The 19,840-nt window shown below is 48.6% G+C and carries 20 protein-coding genes and 1 riboswitch; of the genes, 17 read left to right on the forward strand and 3 right to left on the reverse strand.

All coding sequences use genetic code 11. From position 1 onward, the window contains the following. The first annotated feature begins 9 nt into the window (after positions 1–9). Positions 10–921 carry a DMT family transporter gene (locus ACKKE8_RS05020; protein ID WP_409177203.1) on the forward strand — a complete coding sequence of 304 codons (912 nt, stop codon included), beginning with the start codon at positions 10–12 and terminating at the stop codon, positions 919–921. Between the two features lie 409 nt (positions 922–1,330). Then, positions 1,331–2,161 (forward strand): protein-glutamine gamma-glutamyltransferase, encoded by an 831-nt coding sequence (locus ACKKE8_RS05025; protein WP_409177204.1) that lies wholly within the window; start codon positions 1,331–1,333, stop codon positions 2,159–2,161. A gap of 54 nt (positions 2,162–2,215) precedes the next feature. Here ACKKE8_RS05025 and solA read toward each other — a convergent pair whose 3' ends face one another. Beyond that, on the reverse strand, positions 2,216–3,358 hold the full coding sequence (solA, locus tag ACKKE8_RS05030; RefSeq protein ID WP_409177205.1) for an N-methyl-L-tryptophan oxidase: 1,143 nt from the start codon (positions 3,356–3,358) through the stop codon (positions 2,216–2,218). Between the two features lie 175 nt (positions 3,359–3,533). On the opposite strand from solA, the gene ACKKE8_RS05035 reads away from it, so the two are divergent. The 8 genes from ACKKE8_RS05035 to motB all read left to right on the forward strand — a co-directional run bounded on the left by ACKKE8_RS05035 (position 3,534) and on the right by motB (position 10,456). Next, positions 3,534–5,261, forward strand: coding sequence for a methyl-accepting chemotaxis protein (locus ACKKE8_RS05035; protein ID WP_409177206.1), 1,728 nt, complete (start codon positions 3,534–3,536; stop codon positions 5,259–5,261). A gap of 254 nt (positions 5,262–5,515) precedes the next feature. Further along, positions 5,516–6,307: an ankyrin repeat domain-containing protein gene (locus tag ACKKE8_RS05040; protein ID WP_409177207.1), complete on the forward strand. Its 792-nt coding sequence runs from the start codon at positions 5,516–5,518 to the stop codon at positions 6,305–6,307. A gap of 103 nt (positions 6,308–6,410) precedes the next feature. Further along, the gene (locus tag ACKKE8_RS05045; RefSeq protein ID WP_409177208.1) at positions 6,411–7,013 is read left to right on the forward strand and encodes a flavin reductase family protein; all 603 of its coding nucleotides are present in this window, start codon (positions 6,411–6,413) and stop codon (positions 7,011–7,013) included. Positions 7,014–7,126: 113 nt separating this feature from the next. Beyond that, positions 7,127–7,369, forward strand: coding sequence for a helix-turn-helix domain-containing protein (locus tag ACKKE8_RS05050; RefSeq protein ID WP_409177209.1), 243 nt, complete (start codon positions 7,127–7,129; stop codon positions 7,367–7,369). A 6-nt stretch (positions 7,370–7,375) separates the two neighbouring features. Continuing rightward, complete coding sequence (gene def, locus ACKKE8_RS05055; RefSeq protein ID WP_409177210.1) at positions 7,376–7,891, forward strand: peptide deformylase; 516 nt, start codon at positions 7,376–7,378, stop codon at positions 7,889–7,891. Positions 7,892–8,015: 124 nt separating this feature from the next. Beyond that, a complete protein-coding gene (locus tag ACKKE8_RS05060; RefSeq protein ID WP_409177211.1) occupies positions 8,016–8,747 on the forward strand; it encodes a ZIP family metal transporter in 732 nt (243 codons plus the stop codon). Between the two features lie 91 nt (positions 8,748–8,838). After that, complete coding sequence (gene motA / locus ACKKE8_RS05065; protein ID WP_007722005.1) at positions 8,839–9,654, forward strand: flagellar motor stator protein MotA; 816 nt, start codon at positions 8,839–8,841, stop codon at positions 9,652–9,654. Then, positions 9,647–10,456 carry a flagellar motor protein MotB gene (motB, locus tag ACKKE8_RS05070; protein ID WP_409177212.1) on the forward strand — a complete coding sequence of 270 codons (810 nt, stop codon included), beginning with the start codon at positions 9,647–9,649 and terminating at the stop codon, positions 10,454–10,456. Before motA ends, motB begins: the two co-directional genes overlap by 8 nt. A 572-nt stretch (positions 10,457–11,028) precedes the next feature. Here the strand turns inward: motB and ACKKE8_RS05075 are convergent. Continuing rightward, a complete protein-coding gene (locus tag ACKKE8_RS05075) occupies positions 11,029–11,409 on the reverse strand; it encodes a winged helix-turn-helix transcriptional regulator (RefSeq protein WP_409177213.1) in 381 nt (126 codons plus the stop codon). 203 nt (positions 11,410–11,612) lie between these two features. On the opposite strand from ACKKE8_RS05075, the gene ACKKE8_RS05080 reads away from it, so the two are divergent. Continuing rightward, positions 11,613–12,431: an alpha/beta hydrolase family protein gene (locus ACKKE8_RS05080; protein ID WP_409177214.1), complete on the forward strand. Its 819-nt coding sequence runs from the start codon at positions 11,613–11,615 to the stop codon at positions 12,429–12,431. A 26-nt stretch (positions 12,432–12,457) separates the two neighbouring features. On the opposite strand, the gene ACKKE8_RS05085 is transcribed toward ACKKE8_RS05080, so the two are convergent. Further along, entirely contained in the window at positions 12,458–12,928 is a 471-nt protein-coding gene (locus tag ACKKE8_RS05085) for a low molecular weight protein-tyrosine-phosphatase (RefSeq protein WP_409177215.1), read from the reverse strand. A 68-nt stretch (positions 12,929–12,996) separates the two neighbouring features. On the opposite strand from ACKKE8_RS05085, the gene atoS reads away from it, so the two are divergent. The 6 genes from atoS (at position 12,997) to ACKKE8_RS05115 (ending at position 19,834) form a co-directional block, all read left to right on the forward strand. Then, entirely contained in the window at positions 12,997–14,820 is a 1,824-nt protein-coding gene (gene atoS, locus ACKKE8_RS05090) for a two-component system sensor histidine kinase AtoS (RefSeq protein ID WP_409177216.1), read from the forward strand. Further along, positions 14,820–16,223, forward strand: a complete 1,404-nt coding sequence (locus ACKKE8_RS05095; protein ID WP_409177217.1) for a sigma-54-dependent transcriptional regulator — start codon at positions 14,820–14,822, stop codon at positions 16,221–16,223. The genes atoS and ACKKE8_RS05095 overlap by 1 nt, the downstream gene beginning before the upstream one ends. Before the next feature lie 166 nt (positions 16,224–16,389). Further along, complete coding sequence (locus ACKKE8_RS05100; protein WP_409177218.1) at positions 16,390–17,715, forward strand: short-chain fatty acid transporter; 1,326 nt, start codon at positions 16,390–16,392, stop codon at positions 17,713–17,715. A gap of 82 nt (positions 17,716–17,797) precedes the next feature. Further along, a riboswitch (guanidine-I (ykkC/yxkD leader) is annotated at positions 17,798–17,901 on the forward strand. A gap of 144 nt (positions 17,902–18,045) precedes the next feature. Next, entirely contained in the window at positions 18,046–18,399 is a 354-nt protein-coding gene (locus ACKKE8_RS05105) for a DMT family transporter (RefSeq protein WP_376895757.1), read from the forward strand. Beyond that, positions 18,396–18,710, forward strand: coding sequence for a DMT family transporter (locus ACKKE8_RS05110; protein ID WP_409177219.1), 315 nt, complete (start codon positions 18,396–18,398; stop codon positions 18,708–18,710). Before ACKKE8_RS05105 ends, ACKKE8_RS05110 begins: the two co-directional genes overlap by 4 nt. Before the next feature lie 146 nt (positions 18,711–18,856). Further along, the gene (locus ACKKE8_RS05115; RefSeq protein WP_409177220.1) at positions 18,857–19,834 is read left to right on the forward strand and encodes a cation diffusion facilitator family transporter; all 978 of its coding nucleotides are present in this window, start codon (positions 18,857–18,859) and stop codon (positions 19,832–19,834) included. The last annotated feature ends 6 nt before the right edge of the window (positions 19,835–19,840 follow it).

Raw genomic sequence — 19,840 nt, forward strand, 5'->3', positions numbered from 1 at the left:
GGAGGCAACATGAGACCGCTGTATATCGTCCTATTACTCTGTACTAGCTTCCTTTGGGGAGGAAATTTTGTTGTCGGTAAATTTCTTGTCGGGCACGCGTCTTCCTTGACGTTGACCGATTTGCGCTGGCTTATTGCTGTTGTTTGCTTGTTGCCAGTTGTTTGGATACGCGAAAAGCGGATTTTGCCAACGCGAGAGGCACTCCTTCCTTTGATCGTGATGGGAGTAACTGGTGTAGCCCTCTTTAATTTATTTATGTTCTGGGCGCTCGAACGGACAGACGCGACCAATGTCGGTCTATTGTCCACGCTGAATCCGGTTTCGATCGCGATTTTTTCCTTTTTGCTGGTTGGCGAAAAAATTCGACCGTTGCAGATTGTCGCGATGCTTGTCTCGTTTGCAGGTGTGCTTGTGGTGATGACAAAAGGAGACTTCGCACACTTGTCCCAATTGCATTTCAACACGGGCGATTTGTGGATGCTCGCTGCTGTCGCCATGTGGGGGATTTACTCCGTATGCGGGCGTTGGGCGATGAAAACTGTTTCGCCGATGATGTCCACACTGTACTCGGGGATTTTCGGTGTCGCGTTGATGATGCCCTTTAATGTCACCACATTTACGATCAGCAACACAGACTGGACGTTTTGGCTGTCGCTGTTCTACGTTGGTGTAATGGCGACCGTCGTAAGCATGGTGCTGTGGAATATCGGTGTACAAAAGGTTGGCGCAACCTCAGCAGGTATGTTTCTCAATTTCAATCCTATTTTTACGGCCATTCTCGCCTTTCTTTTGCTCGGGGAGCGTATGACCATCATCCAATTGCTCGGCAGTGTAATCGTCATTGTCGGCTGCTATATGTTCTCGCGTTTAAAGCAAGTTCCGACTCCGACAACACAAGCAGTCAAACAAGCACAAGGCTAAAAAGGGACCCCTCGTCTGTTCAAACAGGCGAGGGATTTTTATTAGAGGTACCGATCAACGGACAAAGCTAGTGAGAAGAAAAAGCACAGGGCTCGTAGACCTTGACAACGCCTACCCAGTCGGAACTACAAAAAGGGGACCACGCTTGTCGAACACTTCTCCCCTGAGAATCTTCCGCCCGTAGGGTGGCTTTGGCTCGACGGTCCCCTTTTTGTAGTGGAGACGACCAGTGAATCCCCCCCTGCTGGCGTGTCAGAGTCGAAGAGAACTGTGCTTTTTCTTCTCCTCCACTATGTTGACTCAAACCAAAAGGACCTCCAGTGCTTCTCAGATAGTTTTTTAGCCGATCACTTGGACATGGGCATTCGCATACAAATAAGAAGGACAGTGCGTGAAGGGGAGGTTGTATATGATCGTCATAGCGGGGAGACCGGTTCATCCCGCCTCGTTGACAGCGGAATGGGGATTAAATCCGGTACAGCGTGAAACGGTAGCGATTATGGCACGAAGTGATGAAGTATTTGAATATCCGACTCCTGAGCTCCTGCAATTTGAACTGAAAACGCGCGATCATCTGGTGAGGTCTGCCTTGGCATTGCACGAAAGCGGCCTGGCCTTTTCTACTTTTGAAGAATCTCGTGCCAATCCAGCTTACTGGATTCGAACAGACCAGGGCGGATTCCGCTTGCGACCGGGAGTGCTGCCATCCAGCGGGATTATCAATATTTTTCGTGAGGGCCAAAAATACGCCACGGAGTGCGCTACGGCGATGGTCATTATTATTTATCATGCAGTCCTACAGTCCATTCGTTTACCCGATTTTGAGAGAATGTTTGCGGACATTTTGCTATATGACTGGCGGTACGATCAGGATCTGGACTTACAAACAGTAAGGACAAATACCTTCTTGCCTGGTGATGTGATTTATTTTGCCAATCCTGATTACGATCGCGCGACACCGCAGTGGCAAGGGGAAAATGCAGTCGTGCTCGGCAATGGCTTGTATTATGGGCATGGTGCGGGGATCAAACGAGCGAGTGAGATGGTAGCATTTTTGAATGAACAACGAAGAGCGGGAGCAATGAGGTCTGCCTATCTGGTCAATCAGGCGACTCGGCCTGGTTTCGCCTACTTGTTTCCCTACGACAATGGTCGTTCCACCATGCGAGCTTCCGGACTTCCCATACAAGCGAGCAGTCGAATTACAGTGCAGATCGGTTCTATGTCTTGGGAGTGGTAAAACGAACAAAAGCCTCCTGCCATAAATGCGGCGAGAGGCTTTTTGAACAACAATCTATGATGGACAGGAGAATCGCTTCCAAGAAAACATAGACAGGTCAAGGGAAGATGCTCCCTCTACCAGCAGTTGGCTGGTCGCTTCTCCGATCGCACTGGCGAATTTAAAACCGTGCCCGGAAAATCCTGCTGCAAATACAAGCTGTGGATGTTCTGGATGACGGTCAATGACGAAATGCTCATCCGGTGTCATGGTGTAGATGCATACCTTGCCTTGGCGCAATGGTCCGGCTGCCCCAGGCATATACGCTTCCAAAAATGAGCGAACATCGCCTTCGTCTGACAAATAGGTTCCAAAGGTACGTTCCAGTTTATCAGGATCGATGGCTAGTCCTCCGTCGTGGCGTCCGATTTTTACACCACTGCCATCAAAGCTGGGAAATCCGTAGAACATGGAGTCATGAAGGCTAAAGATGAAAGCGGGAAAGCCATCCGCACTGTACTGGCTCTCGTCTGCACCAAACCAGGCGACGGTTTTGCGTGTAGGGGTAAGCGGGATGGACAAGCCCAATGAGTCAAGGAGAGAACTATTCCAAGCACCGGCGGATAGAAGGACTTTATCGCCGTGGTAGCTGGCAGATTCCGTATGCACGATGAACCCATTTCCTGCTGGCTCCAACTGCGTGACTGGCGTGTTCGCAAGCAGCGTAGCTCCTGAGGCAAGGGCGAGCTCTCGATAGGCGCGAATGCCGTTTTCGGAATAAAGCACACCTGAGGTAGGCTCCAGGCAACCGTAGTAATCAGCAGGCAGATTGATTCCTGGCCAGCGGTGCATGATCTCATCGGCACTGAGTACTTCCAAGGGCAGGGAGTACTGCTCAGCGCTCTCCCGAATTTCATTCAGGAAAGTACAATTCAAGGGTCCGGCGTTCAAAACACCTGTTTTGGCGAAGAGCGGCATGCCGGATGCTTGTTCCAATTCTGACCACAACTGTTGCGCTCGCAAAGCAAGCGGGACGTATTGTTTTCCTTCTCCATACGCATGGCGAATGATACGGGTATCCCCATGATGGCTGCCCATCGTGTGTGGGGGATCAAAGGCATCGATCATGAGTGTACGCATGCCCTGCTTCGCCAGATAGTAGCCAGCTGCCATTCCCATCGATCCTGCTCCAACAATAATGACGTCGTAGTTTTGCATCAACGTCCTCCATTCCGCTTTATTTTCATCTATCTTACAGGAGTTTTCTGAATTGTGGATTATCATTTTTGTGTAAAGATCAATTTTTTTGTGCGCAAGAAGGTTTATTCCATCAGTTGGGAGGGAAAAGGAGATTACGCTATCATCATATGTCAAGAAAAGTGGTGTTTACGAAATGAAATGGACGATCGGAAAAAAATTGGGTAGTGGGTACGCGCTAATCCTGGTCATCATGCTGTTTATGGGGATCACGACCATTATCAAGATGGAACAGATGAATCAGAAGATGGTGGAAATGAATACGAATTGGCGCCCAGGTCTGGAAGATATTTTGAAGATCAACATGACACTGGAAACCGTTTACGGAGTTACGCAAACCATGCTTACGTCAGAGAACATGGATGACAAGAACAAATATGCACAGCAAATCGATGACCAATTTGCCTATATGGACGGCTTATTGACCAGCTATGAAAAAACGATTTCCAATGAAGAGGACCGTAACAATTTCGAAGGATTGAAGCAGGCGCTGAAAAAATATGAGGAATACAGTCCGCAATACGTGGCAATAGCCAAAAAGGTCGATATCAGAAGGCCAGCTACCGATGCAGACATGGCCGAGCTGGATCGCATCAAGAAAAACGGCAGTGAATTGTTTTTAGAACGTAAGAAATATTTGGATGCCATGATGACGTATAACAGTGAGGGAGCACAACGCGCTGGCACGGAAAGTGCGCAACTGTATGAGTCAGTCAAGCGGGACCTGAATATTGCCCTGATTATCTCTATCATTGCGTGTGTGGCGCTGGCTGTCGTACTGACTACAAGCATCCGTCGACCGATCTTGCGTTTGATGGAAGAGATGAAGAAAGTCGCTGATGGTGATTTACGTGTGGAGCCATTGGTTGTCAAAAGTCGTGACGAGATTTTGGACCTGGCGAATTCATTCAATGAGATGACCAGCAGTTTAACCACTGTCATTCGTCAGGTAGGCGGAACTTCCGAGCAGGTAGCCGCATCTGCTGAGCAATTGACGGCAAGTGCAGATCAGACGAGCAGGGCTACCGAACAGATTGCTGTTACTGTTCAAGAAGTGGCAGCAGGCGTTGATCGCCAGGTAATGAGTGTAGAGAATGGGGCGAAATCCATTGATGATATGTCACGAGGAATTCGTCAAATCGCGAACAATACACAGCAGACATCCAACATGGTGAGCGAAGTAGCCAACATGGCAGGAGAAGGGAACCAGTCCATTCAGGCTGCTGTTCAACAGATGAATGCGATCCATGACTCCATGCGTGAGCTCTCAGCCGTGGTCGACGGTCTGGGCAATCATTCTCAAGCAATCGGAGAGATCATCGAGGTCATTACAGGCATTGCGGATCAGACCAATCTGCTCGCCCTCAATGCAGCGATTGAAGCAGCACGCGCAGGAGAACACGGTCGTGGATTTGCGGTTGTTGCAGATGAAGTGCGGAAGCTGGCAGAGCAGTCGGCACAGTCCGCTCAAAAAATTGCGCAGTTGATCAGTACGATTCAGACAGATACAAAAGTCGCCGTCGAATCGATGGAAACAGGCACCCGGGAAGTACAAGAAGGAATTCGCGTCGTTCATCGTGCGGGTGAAACGTTCGGTCAAATTCAAAACTCAATTGGCACAGTAGCCGACCAGATTCACGACGTGTCTGCATCTGCGCAGGAAGTGTCTGCCCATTCCGAACAGGTTGTAGAAGCGATGGAGCTGGTCAGCGAAGTTTCCGACTTGACTGCTGATGGCACGCAAAACGTTTCTGCAGCTACACAGCAACAGCTCGCTTCCATGGAGGAAATCGCTTCATCAGCGACAGCTCTTTCTAATATGGCAGAAGAGCTGCAGCACATGATTCGCCGATTTAAGGTGTAGGCATAACCGAATAAACGAACGCAAAAACGCCAAAGTGATTGGCGTTTTTGTTTTTTCTTCTTTCCCCTGTCATTTTTTTAGAAAAAGTTAATCTTTAGGAAATAGTTCATTAAGAACAGGTTTAACAGGAGTTTATCTCTACCGACTACGATAGATTCAGAGGGTTGATCCCCATCGTTGATGAACTGTTAAGCTCGGTGTTTAACCGGGCTTAGACCTTTATCACAATGACGAACCGAGGAGGAATGTACGATATGTATCGGCTTATTCTTACTGCAATCCCATTCGGCATGCTGTTGACAGGCTGCATGGATGAACCGACGACAACCGCCCCGACAGTGACGACAGCACAGCACCAACAGCAGCAACCAACACAAACACCTTCACCACCACCGCAGCAACAGTCCCAAACGAGTAAAAAGCCGTCTCTGTCTAAAGAGGAAATAAAAGCATGGAACAAAAAAATGCTCGCAGCCGCAGCCGAGGGCAAAACCGATGAAGTCAAGGCGAGCTTGGCAGCAGGGGCTGAGATAAACGCACAGGATGATCGTGGAAGAACAGCGGCGATGGCGGCTACACACGGCAACCATGTGGAAACCGTGAAGGTCCTCATTGAAGCAGGAGCTGACATCAACATTCAGGACGACCGGCAAGATAATCCGTTCTTGTATGCGGGAGCAGAGGGATATCTAGAAATCTTGAAGCTGGTTATCGATGCAGGTCCAGATACGAAGATTTACAACCGCTTCGGAGGAACTCCTTTGATTCCAGCGGCAGAACATGGGTATGTGGAGGTAGCAAAGGAACTTCTTACCCGGACAGATGTAGACGTCAACCATGTGAACAATCCGGGCTGGACAGCACTGATGGAAGCAATCGTATTGAACGATGGTGGAAAAAAACAACAAGAGATGGTCCAACTGTTAATCGACCACGGTGCTGATGTGAACATCCCGGATAGCGAAGGAAAAACACCTCTGTATCGTGCAAAAGAACGAGGTTATCATGAGATTGTACAAATCCTGCAAAAAGCAGGAGCACGCTAATTTGCGGAGGAAAGCATACATTCATACTTCGAGCGCGATGGAAATAATCCTCGACTAGAATAAGTCGTAGCAAGAGTGATTCTAGTCAAAGGAGGCTATGTTCATGACTAGCCATACGACCATCCAGCCGAAGATTTTGTATTACGGAACTCCCGTCGTCCTGTTGACGACTGAAAATGAAGATGGAACGACGAATATCAGTCCCATTTCATCGTCATGGGCGTTAGGAAATTATGTCATTCTGGGACTCGGGTTTGGCTCGCAAGGATTGGAAAATTTGCGTCAGCGGCCGGAGTGTGTCATCAATTTGCCGGATGCCTCGATGTGGCAGCAAGTGGAAGCATTGGCTCCGCTAACGGGCAGCAATCCCGTACCCGACTATAAACAGGAGCTGGGCTTCCGCTATGAAGCGGATAAGTTTCAGGCAGCCAAGCTGACACCTGTTGACTCTAATATCGTTCGTCCAAAGCGAGTGGGAGAATGCCCACTTCAACTCGAAGCAGTCGTCCGCACAATCCGTTTTCCGGAATATGCCGACATGTTTGCGATTGTGGAGACAGAAGTGCGTCACGTCCATGCAGACAAACAGATTGTCCAAAGTGCTCATCACGTGAACCCTCAAGCATGGAATCCGCTGATCTACAACTTCCGCCATTATTTTGGTCTGAGTGATCAGTTGGGAAAAACATATCGATCGGAAACGTAGAACGTCAAAAACGCCAAGTATTTGGCGTTTTTGTATTTCTGTATGAAAAATATGGTATATTAGGTGTTGCCTAATAAAATTAGTTAATGCCGAAATTTTTAAGAGGTGAAAAGATGCTTGTCTGGATGTTGCGAAAAGTAATGGCAGAAAGAGGAGTTTGGACGGGAGCCGCTTTAGCAAGGCTGTTGAAAGAGAAAGCAAATTACAGTCTGTCTCCAGCCTCCATCAGTGCTTTACTAACCAGTCAGCCCAAACAAATGAAAGCCGAGACACTTGATGCACTCTGTACAGCTCTAGAGTGTACACCAAATGACTTGTGGGCGTATACACCGCCTAATAAAGTGAAGGGAGCATAAAAAAAGATGGCAGTGAAACAGATTTTGCCTTTTGGAGACCCGATCTTGCGCAAAGTAGCCAAACCAGTGGATGAGCTGAATGCAAAAACGTTCAAGCTACTGGATGAGATGGCTGAAACCTTATATGCCACGGACGGCCGTGCTGGCCTTGCCGCACCTCAAGTAGGCATTCTTCGCAGAGTGGTTGTCATGGATTGCGGAGATGGATTAATGGAGCTCATTAATCCGGAAATCATAGAAAAGAGTGGCGAACAAATCGGAATGGAAGCTTGCTTATCTTTTCCGGGTTACTATGGCAAAGTAAAGAGAGCCGAGCATGTAAAGGTAAAGACGTTGAACAGACAAGGCGAGGAAATGATCCTTGCGGGAGACGGATTCCTTGCTGTTTGTATGCAGCATGAAATCGATCATTTAGACGGAATTTTATTTGTGGATCATGTTCAGGAAAAATGGCTGTATCATGAAAAAACAAGACAAAAAATCGATTTGCTGGATGTGATCCGCTTAACAAAAAAGGCCTAACAAAAAGGCGTACGGTATCCATTCGGGAAATATGATAGTAGAAGGCCGTTTGTTCCAGATATGTTTTTACGTGAACCTAAATGGTATCATCTGAAGAGCGGCATTATTACGTGGAGGAACATACATGGAACAACTACTGATAGGTAGCTTTCTTTCTGCCATGGCTACTGGAGTGGGCGCCTTGCCTATCCTTTTTTTCAAATCGGTATCACATCGATGGCGGGATATATTGCTGGCGTTTACGGCTGGAATTATGGTGGCTGCCTCGACATTCAGTCTGATCCCACAGGCACTTCAGAGCGCGCCATTTATTATCGTTTGTTTGGGAGTCCTTACCGGAACATTGATGCTTACCGTGTTGGAAAGCATTGTCCCGCATATCGATCTGGAGCATACAAGAATCAACATTTCGATGGATTCGCAATCGCTGCTGATCTTGTCCGCGATTACCTTGCACAATATTCCAGAGGGATTGTCCGTTGGCGTGAGCTATTCGAGTGAACAGTCCGGCTTGGGTGGCCTGATTTCTTTTGCAATCGGTCTGCAAAATGCACCAGAAGGCTTCCTGGTTGCTCTCTTCCTGATCAATCAAAGGGTCAGTCGTCTCAAAGCGTTTCTATTGGCTACGATGACCGGAGCAGTCGAAATCGTCTCTGGGATCTGTGGCTATTACCTGACCTCTGTGGTTCAAGGGCTGGTGCCATACGGGCTTTCCTTTGCCGCAGGCGCGATGTTGTTTATCGTTTACAAGGAGCTCATCCCCGAAAGCCATGGAGATGGTCATGCTCGTTCCGCGACTTTTTCGTTCATCCTAGGACTTTTGGTCATGATTGGACTAGTTCAGTCGTTCGGATGAGCGGTTTTTTTCAAAAAGCCTCACAAGTGAGAGCAAAAATTCCGAAACCATATATAGATAGATTTCGATTATGGAAGTAGGGAGTGTCACGATGGAAAAGTCTACCTTGATAGGTATAGTTTTAGGTATTGTCGCAGTAGTGGTCGGGATGATCTTGAAGCATGCGAGTCCGATGGCATTACTGAATCCAGCAGCGTTTATGATCATCATCGTAGGTACTGTTGCTGCTATCTGTAACGCATTTCCTATGTCGGAAATCAAACGTATTCCTGCTCTTTTCAAGATAATTTTTAAAGAAGAAAAGCTCCCTGAAAAAAAAGAATTGATCGGTCAGTTTATGAACTGGGCTTCCATCGCTCGTCGCGAAGGATTGCTTGCACTGGAAAACACTTCTGATGAGATTGAAGATCCATTTTTGCGTAACGGCATGAAGATGATCATTGATGGTGGGGAACCGGATTTTGTTCGCGATGTTCTGAATGAAGAAATTCACGCCATTGAAGAGCGCCATCAGGCAGGGGCCCTCGTCTTTAGCCAAGCGGGAAGCTACGCTCCGACTCTCGGGGTATTGGGTGCGGTTGTCGGTCTGATTGCAGCCTTGGGTAACTTGAGTGACATCGATGCATTGGGTATATCGATTGCGGCTGCGTTCGTAGCTACCTTACTCGGTATTTTCACGGGTTACGTATTATGGCACCCGTTCGCGACCAAGCTCAAACGGAAATCAAAGGCAGAAATCGAAATCAAAAAAATTATGGTCGAAGGATTGCTTTCCATCCAAGCAGGTGTATCCCCGACTGCGATTGAACAAAAGCTGCTGGTTTACATCCCATACCAAGAACGTGCAGAAATGAAAGAAGAAATGAAGGAAGAGAAGAGGGAGGAAGGAGCTGCGGTAAATGGCTAAGCGACCAAAGAAACATGCTCATCATGAAGAGCATATGGACGAGTCTTGGCTAATTCCATACGCGGACTTGCTAACCCTTCTGCTCGCTTTGTTTATCGTGTTGTTCGCCTCTAGCGAGATGGATGCGAAGAAGTTCGACCAAATGGTTCGGTCCTTCAACGTTGCTATGAACGGCGGTGTGGGTGTCATGAACTACCCGAGTCCAGTGCCGCTAGACCCGGAACTTCAGCAGCAAACCTTGCACAAAGGCGCACAGGAAGCAGAAAAACAGAAGACAGAAGAAGAAAAGCGTCTGGAAGAAGCGGTCCGCAAAGAGACAGAGGACTTGAAAAAGCTGCAGACAAAGCTGGACGGATACATTCAGCAAAACAAGCTGCAGGACAAGCTCCAGACCAAGCTGACCGAAGAAGGACTGCTTATCACCATTTTGGACAATGCGCTGTTTGACTCCGGAAAAGCTGATCTGAAACCGGAAGCGAGAAAGCTTGCGAGTGAAATGGCAGCGATGCTGGTACCGCACCCGAAAAAAGTGACCGTAACTGGTCATACGGACAATGTGCCGATTCGGCGTGCAGAGTTCCCGTCCAACTGGGATCTCAGTGCCAAACGTTCGGTTAACTTCTTGAAGGTTCTTCTGGAAAACAAGAACCTAGACCCAACGAAGTTCAGCGCAACAGGCTTGGGAGAATACCATCCGGTAGCGCCGAATACGACAGCAGAAGGCAGAGCGAAAAACAGACGGGTAGAGGTAGCGATCCTGCGTGACCTGGCTTCTCCTCCGAAAAATAGTGTGAATCCGTAATAACAAAAAGGATAGCGCCTTGGGTGCTATCCTTTGTTTTTTATAGTAGCAGTAGTGGAGGGGGAAGAAGCCCATTTCCAGTCTACGCTTCGGCCTACGCCCTACTGAGGGGAAGGACTGTCCGCTCCGAAATGAATGTCGGGAGTGCTTCAAAAGTAGAGTTTCGAGGATGTATTCGCAGAGGTTGAAGCTGAAAACCCCCGCCATTCATTTCTCCGCTAGGTCGGGCTCCAGAGGCGCTAGGACTGGAAATGTGCTTCTTCCCAAGCGGCTATTGTCTTCTTCATCTTGAAAGCAGCATCCAATGGTCTATTTCTTTTTTATAAAAAGAAGGTGGAATCACAACAGCTCGAAGAGGAAACAGGAGAAATAAGCGAAGATCTTTGGACACACCTACCAAGGCGCAGTGAAAAAAAGAGAAACTGCCTTTAGCGTCCACCTCTGAGAAGCCTCCTGAACAGTCGACTTTGGACGCGGTTTCGCTTTTTTTCACGGAGCCGGGCACCCCAAGCTCCCGCGCAGGTGTTCCAAGAATCTGAGCGTTTTCTCCTGTTTCCTCCCCACCACTACAGCTACACAGACGACTCCCCCAATTCCAGCTTCAATTGCCCCATCCGCATTTCGCCCCACTCATACATCATTTCCACAATGGGCAACAAAGTCATCCCCAGCTCCGTCATGGAATACTCCACGCGCGGGGGAATCTCAGGGAATACTTCCCGGTGAACAATTCCGTCTTCGATTAGCTCTTTTAACTGATTCGTCAGCATTTTATGTGTGATTTTTGGAAACAGCCGTTGCAGCTCGCTAAAGCGATGCGGGCCTTCTACTCCTAAATGCCACAGGATCACGACTTTCCATTTTCCGCTGAACATAGACAAGGTCAGCTCCTTGGAACAGGTGAAATCACCGTTTTTTATTTTTTCCAAGGTTTCTTTCCGCAAGTCGGACATAGTTTTCTCCTCACAATCCTATCTTCGGTGCAACAGCTCCAGCAAAGCAAGCATTCTTATGTTGCGCCTCGTTCCCTTCCATCATAAACGGTGTGGGAGGATTTTTCATTGAGTTTTCTGGTTCATCTTGACAGCGTTCATGAAAATGAAGATAATAAGCATAATACATAAGTAAACAACTCGGAATACTAAAAATAAAAGAGGTGAGTTCTTTGGAACGGATTTTGCAAATACCTAGCGACACGATTTCGTTGACGGCTACCCTGCATGAACCTACATGCACAACAGGCAAGTCCAGAGTAAAATACCCGTTGGTTGTCATTTGCCATGGCTTTATCGGCAGTCGGATTGGAGTGAACCGCTTGTTTGTAAAAGCTGCCAGAGAATTAGCTTCACACGGATTTGGCGTATTGCGCTTCGATTACGGAGGCTGCGGGGAAAGTGACGGCAATTATGGTGCAGGTGGTTTGGATGTCCTGCTTGCGCAAACACGTGATGTCCTCGACCATGTTTTCACGCTGGAACAGGTAGATCAGGAGCGTGTATGCCTGTTAGGACATAGTTTAGGTGGTGCAGTCAGTGTACTGACAGCGAGCCAGGATAAACGAATACACTCGCTCATCCTATGGGCACCGGTAGCACGACCCTTCGATGATATCGTTCGGATCGTGGGGGAGAAGGAATACAAGGAAGCACTTTCTTACGGCAAAACAGATCATTTGGGCTACGGTTTGGAGAAGCGCTTTTTCCAGTCTCTGGGCACTGCTCTTCCGCTGCGTCAAGCCAAGCAGTTTGAGGGAGATGTGTTAATCCTGCATGGCAATCGGGATGACGTCATTGCAGTGGATGCCATGTTCCACTATGAGCGAGAGCTGCATCTGCGGAGACGGGGGAGTTGCGAAACAGAAGTAGTAGTCGGAGGAGACCATACCTTTTCCTCGACAGACAGCTACAAACGCTTGATTGCGAGTACGAAGAGCTGGCTGGCAAGATTGCAGGAGAAGGAGACGGTTGCCGTATAAGAAAAAGGGATGGCCCTGGTGACGGGCTATCCCTTTTTTGCGATATTGGTTTTGATTTCGTTCAGCAGCCCGCGGCAACCCGCATTCACCAGGTCGTATACATAGGTGAATCGCCCCGTATAATAAGGGTCCTCCACATTTTGTTCCTGGGCAGAATCGGCAAAGTCGAGCAGGCGGTACACCTTTTTCCCTGACGGCGCCATCTGCTTGAGTGCGGACAAGTTTTCCTCATCCATGCAGACGATGTAGTCATACTCCGAGAAGTCCTGTGTGACAATTTGGCGGGCACGCAGCGTATCATGGGCAATCCCATTCTCGGTCAATACCTTTTGTGTACCTTTGTGTGGAGGTTCACCTGCGTGCCAGCCACCAATCCCCGCTGAGTCGATAGAGATTTCCCCTGCCAATCCCTCCGCTTCTACGAGATGGCGAAATACGGCTTCGGCCATGGGCGAGCGACAAATATTGCCCAGACAAACGAACAGCACTTTCGTCATACGTACGTTCCTCTCTTCCTATGTGTGATACTTCTGTATGTTAGAATACCATAAGGAGGCCATTTGCAATGAAAACATATCTGTACCGAATACGTTTTGTCGTGGCTGTCATTGTTGTCACCGTTTTACCGATAATCATTACCGGAATCGTATTGGTAAAATCGGCAGAGCAGGCGTTACTGGCGGAAAAGAAACAAAAGCTGATCGCCATCACGCAGCAGCTGGATTTTGCGCTGTCGAAAGATTTTGACACTATCGTCGAGGAAGCTGGATTAGAAAAGGCGGAAAAAGAGTACAAGCTTCAAAAATTAAACGAGAAAATGCAAGCGCTTACAGATCGGATCGCTCTAGCCCACTCGGGAATTGGCGTCGGTTATTATTCCGCAGCCCTCGATTCCATCGTGACGTATGGACCTAGTAATGAAATGAGCTTGTACATAGGACAATCGATTGGAGAAAACCATCCGGGTCGCAATGTCATGCAGACGCGGCAGATTGATGTAGTAATCGGCGAACAAGTACGCGGCAACATCATGAACGCCATGGTTCCGCTCATTCGCAATGATCAAGTGATCGGCTATGCTTGGGCGAATGAGCTCATGTCTACGATTGATATACAGCTCGCGGATATGCGACAAAGCATTTATGCGATTTTGGGCATTGGCTGTATGATCGCAGCAGCGGCCAGCGGTTTGCTCGTTCATCGCTTTGAAGTGATTTTGTCAGAGATCAAGTCAGGGCTGAAGCGGCTTAGCCAAGACCTTTCCTTTCGTTTGAGGAGCATGGACGGTGAGCCTGGGGAAATTACAGGTGCGATTAACAATCTGGCGAGTGATTTGCAGGCTAGCCGTAGCCGCACGGAGACGATCATGAATAGCATGGACAGTGGGGTCCTCGCGTTGGATCAAAGCGGGCACCTGATTGCTTGGAATGAGACAGCGATACATAAGATTGGCTTCACAGCTAGTCGAGCAAAGGGGATGCATTACACGGAAGTTTTCACAGAGAGTGAGGCTCTCCTTCATATCCTGTTGGATACGTTGCAAAACGGTCAAGCCATCCGAGATGCTATGTGGCGCCATCAGCATCCGGACAGGGGCGTGCTCTGGTTGAAGGTCAGCTCTTCCATTTGGAAAAATACGACGGATGAAGTACTGGGGGCTATCGTCGTGCTGGAGGATCGAACACAATGGCGGCGGATGGAGTCAAGGCTGGCTCAGGCAGAGCGGCTGGCGGTCATAGGTGAGTGGGCGACCAGCATTGCCCATGAGGTACGCAATCCGTTGACAGCCATCAAAGCCTTCGCCCAGATCATCGAGGAGGAATGCCCAAAAGACCATGACTCTCGGGAATACACAGGGATTATTGTGGAGGAAGTCGAGCGTCTGAACCGTTTTGCTGACGAGCTCTTGTTATTTTCTCGTCCCAATGAAGAGTCGAACGTATCTGTGCACGTGCAAGAGGTAATCCGACACACGTTGAAGCTGATGGAACATGTTGAGGGCTTTAACGGAGTGATTGTACAGCTTGTATGTGACGAGGATATTCCTGTCGTGATGTCTTCACCGGAGTTGTTAAAGCAGGTGTTTTTAAATATATTGCACAATGCGTTGCAAGCAAAATCAACCGAAGGTCGTATCCAGATTGAACTCAAAAATATAGACAATGATGTGTATGTCCAGATAACGAATGACGGTCCGCCTATTGCGGAAGAAAACCTGCTGGCTGTATTCGAACCGTTTTTCACGACAAAGCAAACAGGTACGGGACTGGGACTGGCGATCTCCCAACGGATTGTGCAAGCGTATGGCGGACATATTTTTGCTCAAAACACCCCCGAAGGCGTCTGTTTCACTGTCGTACTGCCGATTCGGGCAAAAGGAGGCTTGTGATGATAAGCAGAGTGTTGATCGTGGACGACGAGGCCAATGTGAGAAAGGCATTGTCCACGACATTGCGCAAAATGGGATACGAGCTCATGGAGGCTGGCAGTGGAGCCGAGGCCTTGGAGCAGATCGAACACTTTTGCCCGCAAGTCATGCTTTTGGATCTGCGTATGCCTCATTTAGACGGTATGGATACGTTGCGCCGCCTGAACGAGAGAAAGGGAAGACTCCCAAGAGTTGTGATGATGACTGCCTATGGTTCCGCAAGTGACGTCATGGAGGCAATGAAGCTGGGAGCATTTGATTATGTGCAAAAGCCTTTCGACTTGGGGCAGGTCAAACAAGTCGTTGCCCATGCACTTACACAAGGAGAGCTGTTTGAGCAAGGCGAAGACGAGCGAGTCCTACAGGAAGAGAAAGGGAATCCAAACGGAACCAGCTTGATTGGCCTAAGTCCGGCTATGCAGAACGTGTACAAGCTGGTAGGAAAAGTAGCGATGTCCAAAGCCACTGTTTTGATTGAAGGAGAGAGCGGGACAGGAAAAGAGCTCATTGCAAGAGCGATCCATGCCAACAGCCCGCGGGCAGACAAGCCACTCATTCCTGTCAATTGCGGCGCGATTCCGGAAAATTTGCTGGAGAGCGAGTTGTTTGGATATGAGCGGGGTGCATTTACAGGTGCCGTTCATCGCAAGCAAGGTTTGTTTGAACTGGCAAATGGAGGTACTTTGTTCCTTGACGAAGTAGGAGAGCTGAGCCTTTCTTTGCAAGTAAAACTGCTACGGGTCTTGCAGGATCGCGTATTTATTCGGGTAGGGGGCATCGAGGCTGTATCGGTTGACGTTCGCGTGATTGCGGCAACCAACCGTGACTTGCAGGAAAGAATTCGCCAGGAGCTTTTTCGCGAAGATCTTTACTACCGGCTCAATGTCGTTCCGATTCGAATGCCGCCGCTTCGTGAGCGAAAAGAGGACATTCCTCTACTTATCCGTCACTTTCTCGCCAAATATGGAAAAGAGGCACGGAAGCATGACCTCTGCTTGTCCCCTGCTGCCACTGAAGCCCTGATCGCCTATCACTGGCCAGGCAATGTGCGTCAGCTTGAGAATACGATTGAACGAGCTGTTGTTTTGTCCAGAGGAGCAGTTATCGGTCACGAGCATGTCTTATCCCCCATTCAGGAAAACACGGTCAGCAAGCTGACCACAGGCCTTGGCAAAATCAGCTATGAAGGGCGAACCATGCGGGAAATCATTGCTCAGGTCGAGCAGGAAGCCATTGCCCATGCCTTGCGCAAAGAACGCGGCAACAAGCTACAGACAGCGAAAAGGCTGGGCATTTCACGGCGGGCATTGCTCTACAAGGTGCAAATGTACGGATTGGATTCGGCAATGGATGAAAGAGACTAATCGCCCGGAGTGCGCAAACAAGTGTCATACTGTGCAAAAAGTAGACAGCATAACGGAGCAATTATTTTGAAAGCGCATTCATTTTCCTTGAAAAACAGATTGGCATCCCTCTTGCTATATCGAAAAGCACAAATACATGAATGGTTTTGGAAAAGGGGATGAAAATGTGTTTCAAGCCGTAACGAACGCTTCGGTCCGCATGGTGCAACGCTATTTGCCAGACGCCTTTTTATTTGCAGTCATTTTGACCTTCCTCGTGTTTGTTGCCGGGATCATCGTCAATGGTAAAACACCGATGGAAATGGTCAACTACTGGGGGGGCGGCTTCTGGAGCTTGCTCAGCTTTACGATGCAAATGGTCTTGATCTTGATTACGGGTCATACGCTAGCCAGTACGAATATTTGTAAGCGTGGCTTGAATGCATTAGGATCACTGGCAAAGACGCCAGGTCAAGCGATTGTACTCGTCACATTAGTTTCCTGTGTGGCGAACTGGATTAATTGGGGATTTGGGCTTGTGATCAGTGCGCTATTGGCACGCGTTCTTGCTAATCAAGTGGAGAAGGTAGACTACCGATTGCTTGTCGCCAGTGCGTATGGCGGATTCGTTGTCTGGCACGGAGGGCTTGCCGGTTCTGTTCCTTTGACAATCGCTACGGAAAAGCACAGCCTGGAAAACATCATCGGGGTCATTCCTACTTCGGAGACGATGTTTTCAGCCATGAATCTGACCATTGTGGCCGCGATTATGATTGTCCTCCCAATTGTGAACAGATTCATGATGCCTGCCGAAAAAGATACGATTGTATTCAAGGGCGAAAGGATAGCGCAACAAGAAATGGCTGCTGCTACTGATTCTGCAGTCGACAATACTCCTGCTTCCAAAATGGAAAACAGCCGTTTGATCTCGGTTCTTGTTTCCGCATTCGGAATTATTTATTTGATTTATTATTTTGCCGATAAAGGCTTTAAGCTGAATTTGGATGTCGTCATCATGGGCTTTTTGTTTCTGGGCATACTCCTTCATGGGACACCGCGCAAGTTTTTGGATGCCATGAATGAAGCGGTGAAAACCACGACAGGGATCGTCGTGCAGTTCCCGTTTTATGCAGGAATCATCGGGATGATGACGGCTTCAGGACTGGCGGCGAGTATCTCTCAATGGTTTATCAGCATCTCGACGCCTACTACCTTCCCGCTGTTCACGTTTTGGAGTGCAGGCTTATTGAACATATTCATTCCTTCAGGTGGAGGACAATGGGCAGTTCAAGGACCAATCATGCTGCCTGTCGCGACAGAGCTTGGAGTTTCCCATGCAAAAGTAGCGATGGCTATTGCTTGGGGGGATGCGTGGACGAACTTGATTCAGCCATTCTGGGCATTACCTGTGCTAGCTCTTGCTGGATTGGGTGCGAGGGATATTATGGGCTACTGCTTGATGATGCTGATCGTGACGGGTGCCATTATCAGCTTGGGCTTCTTGCTTTTTTAGCTTATGGCGCGCACGTTCATTGCCAATCGCGGCGTTTTTTGATATGATAAGGACAGTTACCCCAAGAAAAGAACTGCATATGTACTGAGTTTTCTAGGGTTCCGCGGTCAGTCATCTGGCCGGTCAGGACCGAGAGAAAACCCACGACCACGGTCGTGTACACGGAGGGATAAAAGCCCGGGAGGAATATCTGTGATGGTATTCACCCGAGGCTTTTTTTGCATTCGGAAAAAGCCTGAGCCATCTTGGATGAGTATGTATTTTGGGGAGCGATAAAAACGGATACGTCCGTTACCATGAGCGTAAAATAAAGAGGAGGGAGCCAGAAACATGGGGAAATATTGGTTGATGGTTGTCGTAGCAGCAGTATTTGAAGTCATGTGGGTAGCGGGCTTGAAGCACGCCGACAGCTTTTGGTCGTGGGCATTGACCGTCTTAGCGATTATTATCAGCTTTGGTGTTTTGATCTATTCAGGGAAAAAGTTGCCGACGAGTACGGTTTATGCGATCTTCGTTGGTTTGGGTACGGCTGGTACCGTTATTAGCGAAATGGTCCTGTTTGGAGAACCTTTCAGCTGGACAAAAGTTGGCTTGATCGCGCTTCTTCTGGGGGGAATCCTTGGGTTGAAGCTGGTCACACCAGATCATGAAGAGAAGCCGAAGAGGGAGGGTGAAGTGGCATGACATGGTTATCCTTAATTTTTGCAGGGTTGTTTGAGGTCGTAGGCGTGATGGGGATTACACAGGTCAACCAAAAGCCTTCGTTCCGCTCCTTTGCGGTACTGATCGGCGGTTTTTCGATCAGCTTTCTTCTTCTGTCTCTTGCGATGAAAGAAATCCCTATGGGAACGGCCTATGCGGTTTGGACAGGGATTGGTACGGTAGGTAGTGCTCTTGTCGGGATGATGTTTTATGGAGAAGCAAAAGACAAGCTGCGGATCTTGTGCATCGCCGTGGTGATTATAGCAGTAGCAGGATTGAAATTAGTCGCATAAGGTAGCGGTAATAAGGAAAGGCAGATATTCCACTTCGGATGTCTGCCTTTTCTTTGTGTATATGTTCCATTTCTCATAAGGAACACTCCTTCCGAATAGGGAATAGTAAAGAAAATCGTCACGTTCAAGGAGGGAATGGCAACACCATGAGCTCTTTCTGGGCAACGCTAAAAAAGGGAAATACGTCCTCGGCGACAGCGGCTTTGGGGAACACGGGGCTTGCTATCGCAAAAGGCTTTGCGGCTGTCTATAGTGGGAGTGGAGCCATGTTCGCGTCGGCGATGCATTCGGTAGCCGATGCGGTCAACCAGTTCTTCGTTTTCTTTGGCAGCGTACTCGCAGAGAAAAAACCGACACAGAGGTTCCCTACAGGCTTTGGTCGTGTCATTAACATTTTCTGTATGGTCGCGGTGATCGTCGTAACCATTATGGCCTACGAAACCATTATCAAAGGCTTCCATCTCATTTCCGAACCCGCAGAATCCAGCCATTTTTGGTTGAATTTCATCATTTTGTCTCTGGCGGTCATCGTGGATGGTTACGTACTGGTAAAAGTAATGTTCGAAATCGTTCATGAAGCTCGGGTGGAAGCGAAGGGCTTTGCTGTCATCCCGGCAGCCTTTCGGAATGTAGGACGTGCGGCTCCACCGACGCGACTTGTCTTTTACGAAGACATCGTGGCAACGCTCGGTGCGTTATTGGCACTGATTGCCGTTACCGTCACTACGTTTACTTCCTTTGCTTTGCTGGACGGGATTGCCACCATTCTGATCGGGATTCTCATGGTGGGTGTGGCATTCAAGGTAGGGTACGACAACATGGTCGGTTTGATTGGTATCGCAGCTCCCAAAGAAATCGAGGATCGGGTAGCCAAAGTCATTTTTGCTGACCCGGATGTGACGGACATCAACCGGATGCGGATTGTACAGGAAGGGCGTTTTTACCATGTGGACTGCTATGTAGAGTTGCGGACTGGACTGAGTCTTGCTGTGGCGGACGATATTAAATACCGCATTCGCGACAGCTTGCTCACTGACCCGGATATTAGCGATGTGACGATGGGGATTTTGGAGGACAACGGCATGGACGACTGGAAGCAACTCACGGGCCAAGGAACTACGTAGACGAAC

Origin of the sequence: Brevibacillus fortis (assembly GCF_046196545.1) — a bacterium.
Taxonomy (GTDB): Bacteria; Bacillota; Bacilli; order Brevibacillales; family Brevibacillaceae; genus Brevibacillus; species Brevibacillus fortis_A.